Here is a 13,097-nt window from a genome sequence, read left to right as displayed (position 1 = left end):
GTGGGCCAAAGCCGATCGGTCCCGCATGCAGCGTACCCGGGGTCGGTACATAATAACGGGCTTAGATAGACGCTGCCGACTGCCCGGTCCGAGCATTTGCCCGACCAACATGCCCATTGACGGTTGGGGCAAACGTCTCATAGATCGACTTTGGCAATGGATTTCTGCCGGGCAATTTGGCCGAACCGCTCTGATAAGAGCTGATGATTCCTACTTGGCGCCTTCAGGCAGCAAGGAGGAATTGTGCGCGCTACCTTTCGCAATCTCGTCGGCACGCTGAATGTCGCGGCATTCATGCGCGATCGTCACGACCATGCGATCTCTGTCCTGCGCTGGGCGCTGATCTTGCTGCCCATGGCGGCACTCGTCGGGACGCTATGTGCGGCGTTCCTGCTGAGTCTCGATACCGTTACGCGACTGCGGTTTGCATCGCCTTGGCTGCTCTATCTGCTACCGGTGGGCGGGTTCGTTGTCGGATTCCTCTACCATGTCACCGGGCGCACAGTGGAAGGCGGCAACAATCTGATCGTCGAGCAGATCCACGAGCCTGGCGGCGGGGTGCCTCTGCGGATGGCGCCGCTCATCTTCTTCGGCACAGTGGTGACGCATCTTTTCGGTGGCTCGGCCGGACGTGAGGGCACCGCCGTCCAATTGGGTGGAAGCCTTGCCAGCGGTTTCGGCCGCGCGCTCCGCCTCGATGCGGGCGGCACGCGCATCCTGTTGATGACGGGTATCGCAGCCGGGTTCGGCGCGGTCTTCGGCACGCCGATCGCAGGCGCGGTCTTCGCGCTCGAAGTGCTGGCGATCGGCCGCGTTGAATATTCCGCGCTAGTGCCTTGCCTCGTTGCAGCGCTAGTCGGCGATTGGACGTGCCTCGCCTGGGGTATCCATCACGGTGTCTACCCGATCGGTGCGTTGATACCGGTCGATGCGCTGCTCGTGACGAAGGCGGGTATTGCGGGGATCATATTCGGATTGGTCGGTTTGGCCTTCGCCGAAGCCAACCACGTGGTCGGGGGATGTCTGAAGCGGATCGTCCCCTATGGTCCGCTACGTCCAGTGATCGGCGGGGTCGTCGTTATCGCGCTCGTCTTCCTGTTCGGCACGCGCGACTATCTAGGCCTGGGTGTCCTGGCAGCGAGGCCCGAGAGCCTTACCATCGCCAGCTTCTTCGGACCAGACACGCATCCGTGGAGTTGGGCGATCAAGCTGCTGTTTACTGTCGTCACGCTCGGTGCGGGTTTCAAAGGCGGTGAAGTCACGCCGTTGTTCTTCATCGGCGCGGCGCTCGGTAACGCGCTGGCGCCTTTCTTGGACGTACCGACGGGCCTGTTCGCCGCGATCGGCTTTGTTGCGGTCTTTGCCGGGGCTGCCAATACCCCGCTCGCCTGCACCTTCATGGGGATTGAACTGTTTGGCGCCAGCTATGCGGTGCCGATCGCCGTCGCCTGTTTCGTGGCCTATCTCTGCTCGGGCCACAATGGCATCTACCTGTCGCAGCGCGTTGCGATACCCAAGGTGCCCGCGAACGGCCTCGCGCCCAATGCAACACTGCGCGAGACACGTACACGCCGCACAGCACTTCGCGCGCAGAACCGCGTGTCGTGAGTGATGTGCTTAGCCTGATCCCCCCGATACGTCGGGCGCAGCCTTCGGATCGGGGTCTTGCGCCTTGCCCTTCGCGGCGCCCGGCTGCTTTGCGCTCATGGCGGTCAGATAAGCGACGATCGCCGGCACGTCAGCCTGTGCAACAGGAGCCTTGTAGACCTCGCGCATCTTGGTGACCTCCGCGGTCCACTGATCGGAGGAGAGTGGCGGCTGGTTCAGCGCCATGCTCGCCGAATGACACGAGGTGCAGTTGGCGTTGATGACGTCGGCATGCGGGCCGGCGGGATATTGCCCTTCGTCGGTCGGGAGATCGACCGAGGTGGACGCCAGCGAGAAGCCGCGCGCCGAAACGCTTGGCGGCGGTGGTGCGGTCGGGGCGGCAGGCGGCGGGGCGATGCGGCTGTTCGGGGCACCGATCGCGAGTAGAAGAACGACGGTCGCGCCGACGAACCCGAACGACAGCGTGCCGATGGAAGGCGTTTTCATGGGGGAGCGCTCCTCAGCCGACGACGATGTTGGTGGTTTCGATGTTGCCGCGCATGAACCCGCCCGGGTTCCAGATCGGCGTCATCGGCTGCGCGATGCCGGCGGTGTTCCAGCAGCGCGACATCAGTCTGGTCGGACCCGCATGCGTGAGCGGCACCTGCGCGTCCCAGCGGCGGAAACTGTATTTGCCGTGATCGGGGCCGAGCGTCGTCTTGTACCAGGTCTTGCCGTTGTCGGTCGACACATCGACCTTGGCGACGCCGCAATCGCCGCCCATCGCAATGCCGCCCAGCGGGATCGACCGGTCGAACGCGATCGCCTGCCCTTCGTCGAGGCTCGTGACCCAACTGCGCGGGATCATCTTGTTGATCGGGACGGCCGGGAAATCCTTCTGGCCAGGCCGCACGTTCGCGCCTGGAGTGTCAGGGATCTTGTACGCCTTAGCCATCCAGTAACCGTCGTCGGGCGCGGCAAGCACCTCGATGTCGTTCAGCATCTTGACCCAATAGGTCGAATACCAGCCGGGTACGATCAGCCGGACCGGGAAGCCGTTGAGGAGCGGCATCTGTTCACCGTTCATCCCGAAGGCGAGCATCACTTCGCCGTCGCGTGCGTGGTCGATCGACAGCGACTTGGCGAAATCCGGTGCGCCCGCAACCACCGGCTGGTCGAGCGCACCGAACCGTACCGCGACCGCGCCCGGCTTCACGCCGGCGATGTCGAGCACATCGCGCAGCCGCACGCCTAGCCATTTGGCGTTGCCCATCGCCCCGTGGCGCCACTGCGCGCCCGCGACGGGCGGCTGGAACAGCGCACGCGAATTGCCCGAGCATTGGTTGATCGCCGCCAGCTCGACGCGCGGCAACTTCAGCAGTTGCGCGAGCGAGATCGACAGCGGCCGCGTGACCGCGCCGTGCACCTTGATCCGGAATGCCTCGACATCGATCGCGGTCGGAATGTCGGCCCAGTGCCAGCGGACGAAGAACTGGTCGTTCGGCGTAAAGACGTCGCCATTGAACACGCTCATCGGCGTTTCCAGCAGCGGCGGGTGGATCCGCTGGAGGATCATGCTGCCCTTGCCGGGGAACGCACTGGTCATCGGCCGTTCCGATGGGCCACCCGGCAGATGCAGGTCGACCATGCTCTGCGCCAGCGCGGGTGCGGCGATCAGCGCGCCGCTGCCGATCGCAGCCTCTGCGAGAAAGCGACGGCGGTTCGTCTCCTGCGCCAGTTTCATATCCAGGCTGTCCACCAACATTCTCCCGTTTCTGTCATGATCTGTATGCGCGACCTGTCCGCCGGTCTGCCCGGTACGGGTCGATCGGATGCGCCGGTTCGATCCGGCAGGACGATCAGTTCGGCCCTTTAATTGGCTTGGGCGATGCAGGGCGACACGAACAGGTTTCCGCGCCAGCCGCCTGCGACCGTCTTGGCGCCGACCAGCAGCCACATCGCGGCGAGTGCGATCGTGAGGACGGTGCCGACGATCCCGAAAAAGCCGAGCTGGAGCGTCGTGCTGAGCTTGAAGGTCGCGACCGTGTAGACGCCGAGCGGGAAGGTATAGCCCCACCACCCAAGGTTGAACGGAATGCCCGCGCGCCAGTAGCGGATCGTGATCAGCGTCGCGAGCGCCAGCCACCACAGGCCGAAGCCCCAGAGCAACAGCCCGGCGATCGTGCCGATTCCTTGCGCCACTGCGCCGATCTGGCCGAGGCCGTTGGCGGCGAGGATCGCGGGCGCGTCGCTACCGAGCACCAGCATCCCGAGCGCACCGGTGCCGATCGGACCGAGCGCGAGCCAGCTCGAGGCGGCCATGCTCTCGTGCGGCAGCTTGTGGAGAGCCATCCGCAGGATCAGGATCGCGAGAATGCCGAACGCGACCGGCACCGAATAGGCCCACAGGACATAGGAGGTCGCCAGCACCACGAACTGATGATGGGCGTCGGCCAGATGCGGTGCGAGCAGGCCTCCGCTCGCGCCTGCGACCTCGGCCGCGACCACTGGCAGGAGCCACACCGCGGTCATGCCGTCGAGCGAATGTTCGTGCCGGGTAAACATGAGGTAGGGGATCGCTACACCGCAGGCGAGCGACATCGCGACGTCGATCCACCACAATGTCTCGGCGATCGGGATCACGCCGGCGCCGAACCGCGGCAGGCCGAACGCCAGGAACCCGTTGATGATCGTCGCGAGGCCCATCGGGATCGTACCGATGAACATCGATACGGTGTTGTGCCCGAAGATCCGCCGCGCCTCGTGCCCGAACATGGTCCAGCGCGCGGTGTAGAGCCCGGCGAACAGCGTGAAGAGCGCGATGTTGAAATACCACAGTGCCTCGCCGACCGGGTGCAGCGATGCGCCGACCCCCGGAACCTGCGGCAAGGCCAGCGCGAGGATGCCGGTGCCCATCGTCGCGGCGAACCAGTTGGGGGTGAACTGCCGGATCATCTCGCGTGGAGAGTCGAGCCGGCTGAGCGGCTTCAGGCCATCGAGAACGGGTTTCAAATCGGCGGTCACTTGCCAGTCTCCTTGATGAGATCGGTCAGCGCATCGGCCGCCCGGGTACGATAGCGCTCTTTGTGCCTCAGCGCGTAGAACGGACGCCGCGGCAGACCGAGCGGCAGATCGTGCAACGTTCCGGCCGCGATTGCAGGTGCGACGACATGCTGCGACAGGACCGCGACGCCTGCGCCAGCCTCGACCGCGCTGCGGACCGCCTCGTTCGACGGCAGGGTCAGCGCGGTGGTGAGGTCCGACGGATCGACGCCGCGCTGGCGCAACACCTCCTCGAACGACGAGCGCGTGCCCGATCCCTGCTCGCGGATAATCCAGCGCGCGGCGCGGATCCAGTCCTCGTCGATCGTGTCGGCAGCGCGGTTGCTAACCAGCACCATGCGGTCGTTCGCGACCGTCCAATGCGCGAGCGCGGGCTCGTCGATCACACCTTCGACGAAGCCGAGCTCGACTGCGCCGTCGAGCACGCGCGCCGCGGCCCCTTCCGTGTTGTCGATCGCCAGTTCGATCGTGATCGCGGGGTAGCGCGCATGGAACGCCGCTAGCTGGCGGGGCAGCCAATAGCCCGCGATCGTCTGGCTTGCGACCAGCCGCAGTGTGCCGCGCTCCAGCCCGGCATATTCGGCCAGTGCAAGTTCCGCGCTCGCCGCACGGCCAAGGACGGCGCGCGCGTCGATCAGAAACATGCGGCCCGCTTCGGACAGTTCGATCCCGCGGCCGACCCGGTGGAACAGCGGCACGCCGTGCCGAGCTTCTAGCGCGGCGATGGCAGCGCTTGCGGCCGACTGCGTCACATTGAGCGCTTCGGCAGCGCGCGTCATGTGCTCGCGCTCTGCGACACCGACGAAAATCCTGAGTTGTTCGAGGGTCATGCCCGATCTCCTTGCCCCAATGATAGGGAAAGGAGATCAATCGAACCAACCAAAGATTACGGTCATTCCAATCAGATATACCGATTGGTCATTTCAGAATGTCGATAACCGCCTCACGTTCATCGACCAGTTCGGCAATCGTGCGATCGAGCATCGATCGCTGGAACGGATCGAGGGTCAGGCCTTCGATACGCGCATACCCACCGCTCATGCAGTGCACCGGCACGCCGCACACCAGTCCTTGCGGGATACCGTAGGAGCCATCTGACACCACGCCCATCGACACCCAATTATCGCCTGCGCCGTGCACCCAGTCGCGCAGATGGTCGATCGCTGCATTTGCGGCCGACGCGGCCGAGGACGCACCCCGTGCTTCGATGATCGCGGTTCCGCGCTGCGCAACGGTGGGGATCAGGGTTTCGCGGTACCAGGCCTCGTTTCCGATACGGTCGGCAAGCTTTTGGCCATCGAGTTCGGCATTCCCCCAGTCGGCAAACATCGTCGGCGAATGGTTTCCCCAGACGACGAGCTTTGTAATCGCATCGACACCTACACCCGCCTTGGCCGCAAGCTGTCCCTGCGCGCGGTTGTGATCGAGGCGGATCATCGACGTGATGTTTTCGGCAGGAAAACCCGGTGCGCTTTGCGCAAGAATCCAGGCATTTGTGTTGGCGGGATTGCCGACGACCAGGATCTTGGCGTCACGTTTGGCCACTGCGTCCAATGCTGCGCCCTGCGTCTTGAAGATCGCTGCGTTGGCAGCGAGCAAATCACGGCGCTCCATGCCCTTTGAGCGGGGACGAGACCCAACCAGCATGGCCGCATCGATGTCCTTGAAAGCCACCATCGGATCATCAGTAATGATCACACCTGCCAGTAGCGGGAACGCGCAATCCTCCAGTTCCATGACCACGCCGCGTACGGCGTCCATAGCCTGCGGCACGTCGAGCAGTTGAAGGATAACGGGCTGGTCCGGTCCGAACACGTCACCCTGCGCAACCCGGAAGAGCAGCGAATAGCAAATTTGTCCTGCGGCACCGCTGATCGCGATCCTGACGGGGGGCTTGGTCATTTTAGAAAGGGCTTTCCTTGGGAAATTACAGACGGTGTAAGACCGATCAACGCGCCGCCACGGCAAGCGCCGCATCGCGCCCGGATGGCACCAGATTGGCGAGACCTTTTCCTGATCGCACGGCACCAGGAACGTAGATCAGGCTTTGCGCATCCGTACTGATAGGGATTGTCGACACGGTGGTGTACGTCAGCGTGTCGATCCCAGCGACCTTGTTGGTTCCGGCCAGGCTGGCATAGATTCTCGTACCATCGCCCGACGGCCAAACCGCACTTGGAGCCGCTTGTAGCGGGACGGTTGCCACAGCCTCCAGGCTGTCGGTTCTATAGACCTTGATTGCAGGTTGATCGCCGCCAATGCTGACATAGGCAAAGGAATCGTCCGCGCGCTGGGCGAAGTTGACCGCGCCCGTTGCTGGACCAGTGTTTATCACTTCGCGTACCGCAAACGGCGGTTTGGCAGCAAAAACCGTGGTCGTGCCGCTCTCGCGGCGTGTTGCCCAAATCTGTTTGCCATCTGGCGAGACCGCGATTGCTCCCTCACCTGCACCGTTGCTGGCAACGTGTCCGACGACGCGCCGATGCTCGACGTCGACAACCAGGATGGACGGCCTTTCAGTAAGCGATACAAAGGCATAGCGTCCGTTTGGCGACAGGATGGTCGCGCCCGCTCCGCCACTTGCTGGTACGCGGGTGATCTCCCGCGCGGTCTTAGGATCCACGACTGCGATGGCATGTTCATCGCCGAGCGAAACCCAGAGTTCGTGCCCATTGGGCGTAAACGCGACGGCGGTAGGCGACGTCTGGAACACGGTCCGGCCTCGTTCCGTGTTCGTGGCCAGATCTACGAGCGTCACACTGTGCTGCGCTAATGCCGATACCGCCAGGGTCCGCCCGTCACGCGTTGCAGCCAGGTGCTGGACTTTGGGGCTGGAAAAGCTGGGCTCAGCTATCGCGCTTTTGGTGAGGTCGATGCGTCCCAGTTCGTTGCCCGCTGCAGGATCGATGACAACGATCTTTGTCGATGTCGGGTCAGACACATAGATCCGGTCATGATGACTAAGGTCGATATCAGCCTTCGACCACGGTGCCTGAACCGCCTTGATATCGCAGGGAAAGTCGTCCGCCGCAGGTGCAGCCCAATAGGCCTGAGCGATCGCCGGGACTGGGGCTACGGAGGCCAACATCGCGGCAACCAGAACGATCGCAGCTTTCATCGTTTGATCCTTATCGCGGATCCGGCGGGTGATCGTGCCAGTCCGATGCCGCTAGATCGACCGATATCTCCCCTGCGTCCAACGCATGGTAACGATGGTTTCAATACGAAAACGCGATCATAGATTGTCTACCGTTCTTTTTAGATGATCAGAACAACCATGCTTATGCGTTGGATCGATGGCTGCGCCGCGATCATTTACGCTGTCACGCTCGGCATTCATCGCTCGCGTGTCATAAATGGGAATACTAAAGGCATGACGATGAAATCTCGCACGGCCTTGCTAACGGCGATAGCCGTGTCCGTATCGACGGGTGCGTTAGCGCAAACGGACGGTTTCGCGTCCGCAATGGATGCGGCGATGGCGCGGATGCACGGCGCGATGATGACCGGTTATTCAAGCGATCCCGATCGCGACTTCGCAAGAATGATGATCCCGCATCATCAGGGTGCGATCGACATGGCCGAAGTCGAACTGCGGTTCGGCAAGGATGAACGCCTGCGCCGGCTCGCCCAGGGAATCATCGTCGAACAGCGTCAGGAAATCGCGGTGATGCAGGGCATCCTATCCGAAGGCGGCGCGTTGCTGCCTCACACCGAACCGACCGCGACCGGTCACCCCCATCACGGAGACCGTCCATGAAGCGTTTCACCCTAACCGCCTGCGCCGCCTTGTGTTTCTCGGGCCCTGCGTTTGCCCAGCAAGTGCCGAACGCGACCCCCGACGTCCCCGTCAGCGCGCAGGACCGGTTCTACACCTCGGACCAGTTCTCCAACACCGTGTCGGTGATCGATCCGTCGACCAACACGCTGCTCGGCGTGATAAAACTCGGCGACCAGACCCCCGCGAACCTCAGCCCGCTCTACAAGGGACAGCTGCTCGTCCACGGCATGGGCTTCTCGCCTGATCGCAAGACGCTGGCGGCGATCTCGATCGGCTCGAACTCGGTGACGTTCATCGACACTGCGACCAATGCCGTGAAGCATACGACCTATGTGGGCCGATCGCCGCACGAAGCGTTCTTCCGCCCCGACGGTCGCGAAGTCTGGGTCGCGGTGCGCGGCGAGGATTATATCCAGGTGCTCGACGGCAAGACCTTCGCGCCGACTACGCGCATCCCCGTTCCTAATGGCCCCGGCATGACGATCTTCTCGCCGAACGGGAAATACGGTTACGTCTGTTCGAGCTTTTCTCCCGAGACCGTTGTGATCGACACCGCCTCGAAGAAGATCGTCGGTCGCGTCAAGCAGGCGAGCCCGTTCTGCCCCGACATCGCCGCGACGCCCGACGGCAAGCAGGTCTGGTTGACGCTGAAAGACGTCGGCAAAGTCATGGTGTTCGACGCCAAGCCACCCTTCGCAGTGCTCAAGACGTTCGACACAGGCGCGATCACCAACCACGTCAACATCGCCCGCACCAAGGCTGGCCAGTTCGCCTATGTGACGGTCGGCACCGAGAACGTCGTCAAGGTGTTCCGCACCACCGACTTCGCGCAGGTCGCGAACATCCCGGTCGGCGCGCTCCCGCACGGCCTTTGGCCGTCGGGCGACGGTACGCGGATGTATGTCGGGCTGGAGAACGCCGACGCAGTCGCGGCGATCGATACCGCCAGCAACACCGTTATCGCGACGATTCCGATCGGTCAGGGGCCCCAAGGCGTGGCCTACGTTCCCGGCGCGGTGCCGGTAGGCGATGGCCGTGCAAACCTGATGCCGCTCGCCCAGGCCGGCATGAAGATCCAGCTGACTCTTTCCGGGACTGGGCGCAGCCAGGTCACGCTGTTCGATCAGGGCCAAGTCCAGATTTTGCAGGCGGCGGTTGCGGGCCTCAGTCCAAAGATGCCCTATGTCCTTGGGCTATCCTCCCGCGCTGATGGCAGCGGCGTGATCCAGCCTCTGGCGAAGTTCATGACCAATCCGGCGGGCGGCGCGATAGTCAACACGCTCGGACCGCTCCGCCAGATCGTCAGCGACGCAAAAGGCGACATGCGCCGTTACCTCGTCATTGCTCCGGGCGACCCGATGATGCCGGGCGCCGTCGTTCAGGTGCAAAAATGAGGATTCCGGTGAAACCTGCGATCTCTTGTCCGTATCCGGTATCTTGGTCATGACGCTGGTATAGGCTGCCGCAGCGTTTTGAGACTGTCGGAAAACACATGCTTTCGGACAGGGTGCGCTCCGGCCTTGGGTCGTGGCGCCAACAGATGGCAGAGTGTGCGACAAACCCTGTCGCTTTGGTCAGCTGTACGGAAACCCGAATCTGGGGGTTTGCTGACACCCGATCGCGTTAGCGTACATCTGGGTCCGTTCTATGTGCAGACCCCTCTTCAAAGCTGCGCGTCACCGCTCCCCGAACGGGTGCTTGCCGTACTGGCGCATGAGAAGGTCGATTGCCTCGCCCATCAAGGCCTGAAGGGTAGTTCCGTTCTCGGCCGCCAGCACATTTAAGCCTCGGCTAACTTCCGGACTAAAGTATGCGCTGACAGCCTTCTTGCCCTGCCGCGCCGCCGATCGCACCGACGCCGAGCCCTCAATGGCTGGGGTCGAGACGCTCGGCTCCACCTTCGCGCGTTCTGCACGCTGCTGCCTCATGGCGCCAAATTTGCTCATGTCAGCCTCGCTTCTTTCTGCCCTGCTTACTTGTGGGCAAGTTCACACGTTCGCTTGTCCACGTCCATAGCGCGGCGATCTCCTCCGCCGCCTTACCGTCAGGCTCCGCCTCTATCGCGGTTTTCCCTTGCGCCGTGCTGTGGTGATAGATCGCGCGCATCGTGAGCATGACGGGCGCGACCGGCACACCCATACCCTCAACGCCTTCGCTGCCCTCAATCAGCTCCCGCGCGTCTCTGTAAGTAGTTGGCGCGCGCTGAGGACCGCCCATGAAGAGCACGAAGGCCGGCTTGCCTGCTGCCTTCACCAGCTCGGCCGTCGTTTCAACGGCTGACAAGTCGAACGCTTGGGGACGACAAGGAATAAGGATCAGGTCCGCAGCCTTGCACGCCTCGCGCGCCATGATGTCCGCGTGTGGGGGCGTATCGATAATGACTAGGTCCGCGCCTAGATCGGCTGCTTGCTGCACCTTGCGCGGAAGGAGGGTGGGGGAGGCACAATCTACGACCTCAGGGTCCGCGCCGCCTCGCCAGTGGTTCCATTGGCTAGCGGTCGCTTGCGGGTCCGCGTCGAGGATCAGCGCGGAGAGGCCCGCACTGGTGGCGGCACCGGCAAGGTGGATGGCAAGCGTGGTCTTACCCGCTCCGCCCTTCTGGCTGATGATAGATATGGTCTTCATGTAGCCCCTGCACGTGTTCGCGTGTGAACATGATGGATAGCACACAAGTGAGCAAGATAACAATCTCACTTGTGAACTGATAGCCTTCGTGGCCTGTAGCAGCGTGGTTGGGTGGTCGTAAGCTGCACCCGAGGTTCGCGGCATAAGGGAGCATACGTGACAGGAATATCAGGGGGGTCAGGATCAGGCGGCTGGACGTGGGTGCAGGGCTTCGGAACGGCCTTTGCGGGCGTGCTTGCCTACCTTGGCGCGCGTTTTGGCGCGCAGGCCGGGAAGGAGAACGCAGACAAGGCCATCTTCGTCCAGATCGTCACCAGCGAGCGCGCGGTATGGCGAGAAGCAATGCGAGGGCTGGTTGTAGAGTTAACGGCCGAGGTGCGGCGTGGTGCAGTTAGCCCTGCCAAGCCGGTGAATTGGCGAAAGGTACATGCCGCGCGCGCTGGTATCGTACTCCGCCTAAACCCGGCCTGCCGCGACGTAGGGACTGAGGACAAACATGCCCTGGATCGCGCGCTCTTCCGCGCAGTCGAGGAGCTAGTGAGTGCGCGGCATACTCCAAAGCCCGATTGGCTCAAAAAGGCGGATACGGTCGAGAAAGCAGCCCAACGGCTCATCAAGAAGGAATGGGACAAGTCGAAGAAGGAGGCTCGCACAGGCAGGCTTGAAGAATGAGGCTGTGAGGGCCGCAGGATAGCAACTGTCGACTGTCTCAAATGTTCTAAGTTTCGCAACAGAGCCCTTAGAGCTCGTGTTCTCTCATGTGCTGATGTCGCAAAAGTCGGTTGCAAAATACTTTTATTACGATACAATTTTGCAACATGCTGATTGGCTATGCTCGTGTGTCCACCGATGACCAAGATCTCCGGCTGCAACGCGCCGCGTTGAAGGAGGCCGGATGCAAGCGGACGTTCGAGGAGAAGATCTCGGGCGCGAAGCGTGACCGGCCCGAGCTGGCCAAGATGATCGAGCAGCTGCGCGACGACGACACGGTGGTAGTGACGCGGCTCGACCGACTGGCGCGCTCGACGCGCGACCTGCTGGACATCGCCGAGAAGCTGAAGGAGGCTGGTTCCGGCCTGCGCTCGCTGGCCGAGCCCTGGGCCGACACGACCTCGCCAGCTGGTCGCATGGTGCTGACCGTGTTCGCCGGCATCGCTGAGTTCGAGCGTGAGCTGATCCACCAGCGCACCAGCAGCGGACGAGTGGCGGCTAAGGCGAGGGGAGTCCGCTTTGGCCGTCCGCCAAAGCTCACCCCCGATCAGATCACGCTCGGCGAACGATTGATAAGCGAAGGCACATCGGTGCGCGAAGCCGCCAAGCTGCTCAAATGCCACCATGCCACACTCTACCGGGCGCTGACCGCAGCGACGGTGGCTTTATAATGCGGTGGACTGCGCAGCCTGACACTTCGGCAGGGAAGGCCTGATGCCTATCCGGCCCGAGCACGTGTTCTTGTACCCGATCGACTGGGTGCAGCTATCACACCAGGTACGCTTCGTGCGGGCGGGGGGACACTGCGAGCATTGTGGACGTCCCCACAGGCAGAAGGTCTTCCACCTAGGCGACGGACGGTGGTGGGATCGGAACCGGCAATGCTGGCGCAATGGCCGGGGCCGGCGCGTGCGACGGCCTACGGAAAACATTCTGGTACAAGGCCGGTGGACACCGGTGGTCCTGGCCTGTGCGCACCTTAACCATGATCCGAGCGACAGTGCGCTTCACCAGCTCGCAGCGCTCTGCCAACGCTGCCACATGCTCCACGATGGCCCGGAGCATCGACGCCGGCGCTGGATGAACGCGCACTATCGGCGTGCGCTGGGTGATCTGTTCTACGGTCCATACCCCAAGCTGGGAGGCGACTGGATTACGCCCACCCCGCTCAGCATGCTCGACGATCACCGCAGTGGAACGTCTTCCCGTTGACACTCGTTTCACTTATTGCGTTTACAACTCGCAGTCACTAGATGGCTTCCGCCCTGGGAGATGAAACATGGCCGCCGTGGCCTTCAATATCGACGAGGCCTACGAGCCTACTGCACAC

13 protein-coding genes and 1 riboswitch are annotated in these 13,097 nt (G+C 62.9%); of the genes, 5 read left to right on the top strand and 8 right to left on the bottom strand.

Features of this window, described 5'->3' with window-relative positions; genetic code table 11:
- Positions 1–143: 143 nt before the first annotated feature.
- Positions 144–220, top strand: a riboswitch (Fluoride riboswitch).
- Positions 221–243: 23 nt separating this feature from the next.
- Positions 244–1,608 carry a voltage-gated chloride channel family protein gene (locus tag ASG07_RS04795; protein WP_031392892.1) on the top strand — a complete coding sequence of 455 codons (1,365 nt, stop codon included), beginning with the start codon at positions 244–246 and terminating at the stop codon, positions 1,606–1,608.
- A 9-nt stretch (positions 1,609–1,617) separates the two neighbouring features.
- Here the strand turns inward: ASG07_RS04795 and ASG07_RS04790 are convergent, their stop codons facing one another.
- The 6 genes from ASG07_RS04790 to ASG07_RS04765 all read right to left on the bottom strand — a co-directional run bounded on the left by ASG07_RS04790 (position 1,618) and on the right by ASG07_RS04765 (position 7,768).
- On the bottom strand, positions 1,618–2,094 hold the full coding sequence (locus ASG07_RS04790) for a hypothetical protein (protein WP_031392891.1): 477 nt from the start codon (positions 2,092–2,094) through the stop codon (positions 1,618–1,620).
- A 13-nt stretch (positions 2,095–2,107) separates the two neighbouring features.
- Positions 2,108–3,352, bottom strand: a complete 1,245-nt coding sequence (locus ASG07_RS04785; RefSeq protein WP_197977952.1) for a molybdopterin-dependent oxidoreductase — start codon at positions 3,350–3,352, stop codon at positions 2,108–2,110.
- Positions 3,353–3,459: 107 nt separating this feature from the next.
- Entirely contained in the window at positions 3,460–4,611 is a 1,152-nt protein-coding gene (locus ASG07_RS04780) for a TDT family transporter (RefSeq protein WP_055843147.1), read from the bottom strand.
- The gene (locus ASG07_RS04775) at positions 4,608–5,480 is read right to left on the bottom strand and encodes a LysR family transcriptional regulator (RefSeq protein ID WP_055843145.1); all 873 of its coding nucleotides are present in this window, start codon (positions 5,478–5,480) and stop codon (positions 4,608–4,610) included. The genes ASG07_RS04780 and ASG07_RS04775 overlap by 4 nt, the downstream gene beginning before the upstream one ends.
- An 88-nt stretch (positions 5,481–5,568) precedes the next feature.
- Positions 5,569–6,552, bottom strand: coding sequence for a malate dehydrogenase (locus ASG07_RS04770; protein WP_031392887.1), 984 nt, complete (start codon positions 6,550–6,552; stop codon positions 5,569–5,571).
- 46 nt (positions 6,553–6,598) lie between these two features.
- Positions 6,599–7,768, bottom strand: a complete 1,170-nt coding sequence (locus ASG07_RS04765; protein ID WP_051916164.1) for a hypothetical protein — start codon at positions 7,766–7,768, stop codon at positions 6,599–6,601.
- A gap of 165 nt (positions 7,769–7,933) precedes the next feature.
- On the opposite strand from ASG07_RS04765, the gene copM reads away from it, so the two are divergent.
- Both copM and ASG07_RS04755 read left to right on the top strand, forming a co-directional pair.
- Positions 7,934–8,410: a CopM family metallochaperone gene (copM, locus tag ASG07_RS04760; protein ID WP_234387257.1), complete on the top strand. Its 477-nt coding sequence runs from the start codon at positions 7,934–7,936 to the stop codon at positions 8,408–8,410.
- Entirely contained in the window at positions 8,407–9,825 is a 1,419-nt protein-coding gene (locus ASG07_RS04755; protein ID WP_051916163.1) for a YncE family protein, read from the top strand. The genes copM and ASG07_RS04755 overlap by 4 nt, the downstream gene beginning before the upstream one ends.
- Positions 9,826–10,107: 282 nt before the next feature.
- On the opposite strand, the gene ASG07_RS04750 is transcribed toward ASG07_RS04755, so the two are convergent.
- Positions 10,108–10,377 (bottom strand): ribbon-helix-helix domain-containing protein, encoded by a 270-nt coding sequence (locus ASG07_RS04750; protein ID WP_031392883.1) that lies wholly within the window; start codon positions 10,375–10,377, stop codon positions 10,108–10,110.
- Position 10,378: 1 nt separating this feature from the next.
- On the bottom strand, positions 10,379–11,056 hold the full coding sequence (gene parA / locus ASG07_RS04745) for a ParA family partition ATPase (RefSeq protein ID WP_031392882.1): 678 nt from the start codon (positions 11,054–11,056) through the stop codon (positions 10,379–10,381).
- A gap of 201 nt (positions 11,057–11,257) precedes the next feature.
- Between parA and ASG07_RS04740 the strand changes: the two genes are divergently transcribed.
- Together ASG07_RS04740 and ASG07_RS04735 are read left to right on the top strand one after the other, a co-directional pair.
- Positions 11,258–11,728 carry a hypothetical protein gene (locus ASG07_RS04740; RefSeq protein WP_031392881.1) on the top strand — a complete coding sequence of 157 codons (471 nt, stop codon included), beginning with the start codon at positions 11,258–11,260 and terminating at the stop codon, positions 11,726–11,728.
- 146 nt (positions 11,729–11,874) lie between these two features.
- A complete protein-coding gene (locus tag ASG07_RS04735; RefSeq protein ID WP_031392880.1) occupies positions 11,875–12,438 on the top strand; it encodes a recombinase family protein in 564 nt (187 codons plus the stop codon).
- Positions 12,439–13,097: the final 659 nt, after the last annotated feature.

It is taken from the genome of Sphingomonas sp. Leaf343, assembly GCF_001423765.1.
Classification (GTDB): Bacteria; Pseudomonadota; Alphaproteobacteria; order Sphingomonadales; family Sphingomonadaceae; genus Sphingomonas.
The sequence above is the reverse complement of the archived record's forward strand: the minus strand, read 5'-3'. Positions and strand labels throughout refer to the sequence as shown.

Excerpts from the sequence above, each read along its gene's own strand:
- ASG07_RS04735 (WP_031392880.1), top strand. The coding sequence starts at position 11,875 with ATGCTGATTGGCTATGCTCGTGTGTCCACCGATGACCAAGATCTCCGG.
- parA (WP_031392882.1), bottom strand. The coding sequence starts at position 11,056 with ATGAAGACCATATCTATCATCAGCCAGAAGGGCGGAGCGGGTAAGACC.
- copM (WP_234387257.1), top strand. The coding sequence starts at position 7,934 with ATGCGTTGGATCGATGGCTGCGCCGCGATCATTTACGCTGTCACGCTC.
- ASG07_RS04765 (WP_051916164.1), bottom strand. The coding sequence starts at position 7,768 with ATGAAAGCTGCGATCGTTCTGGTTGCCGCGATGTTGGCCTCCGTAGCC.
- ASG07_RS04750 (WP_031392883.1), bottom strand. The coding sequence starts at position 10,377 with ATGAGCAAATTTGGCGCCATGAGGCAGCAGCGTGCAGAACGCGCGAAG.
- ASG07_RS04770 (WP_031392887.1), bottom strand. The coding sequence starts at position 6,552 with ATGACCAAGCCCCCCGTCAGGATCGCGATCAGCGGTGCCGCAGGACAA.
- ASG07_RS04785 (WP_197977952.1), bottom strand. The coding sequence starts at position 3,352 with ATGTTGGTGGACAGCCTGGATATGAAACTGGCGCAGGAGACGAACCGC.
- ASG07_RS04775 (WP_055843145.1), bottom strand. The coding sequence starts at position 5,480 with ATGACCCTCGAACAACTCAGGATTTTCGTCGGTGTCGCAGAGCGCGAG.
- ASG07_RS04755 (WP_051916163.1), top strand. The coding sequence starts at position 8,407 with ATGAAGCGTTTCACCCTAACCGCCTGCGCCGCCTTGTGTTTCTCGGGC.
- ASG07_RS04790 (WP_031392891.1), bottom strand. The coding sequence starts at position 2,094 with ATGAAAACGCCTTCCATCGGCACGCTGTCGTTCGGGTTCGTCGGCGCG.